This window comes from Halorubrum sp. SP3 (genome assembly GCF_005435195.1).
In the GTDB taxonomy this organism is placed as follows: Archaea; Halobacteriota; Halobacteria; order Halobacteriales; family Haloferacaceae; genus Halorubrum; species Halorubrum sodomense.
This window is the reverse complement of record NZ_SGTU01000353.1, coordinates 1-469: the sequence shown is the minus strand read 5'-3', so window position 1 is coordinate 469 and position 469 is coordinate 1. Positions and strand designations below refer to the sequence as shown.

The following is a 469-nucleotide window of genomic DNA, read 5'->3' as shown; positions in this document are numbered from 1 at the left end:
AGTCGACATCGATTCCAACGATGTCTGTTCTCCCGGAAGCCGAGCAGGTTGTGATCGGCGAGGATGATGAGATGATTCTCGTCGCCACTGAAGAACCAACACCCGAAGTCCTCGATCACTGTCTCGAAACAATCGAGGACTATATCGAGACAGTCGAAGACCACGGCCATACGCAGTCTGAAGAGGCGGTAATGGCACAGATGTACGAGGCGTTCCTCTACGGATTCTGGGCACCGTTCGCAAACCAGTACGCAGAGGCATTATCGTCACCGTCTCGGACGCTTGATAACGTCCTCCAGCACCTGTACATCGAGGGCAAAAGCGACGCAGGCAAAGACAAACTCACCGAGTATATTCTGCGACTCATTTCTGACAACACGGTGATCTCTGGTGTCGACGCCGACGAAATTGGCGTCAAGGAAGTCCGTGGGATTCGCGAGTGGGACACGTGTTTCCCGTACGCTATTAT

At 53.3% G+C, this 469-nt stretch carries 1 pseudogene; it reads left to right on the top strand.

What is annotated here, in order from left to right:
- A pseudogene (locus EXE42_RS16840) lies at positions 1 to 469 on the top strand (hypothetical protein); the annotation flags it as partial.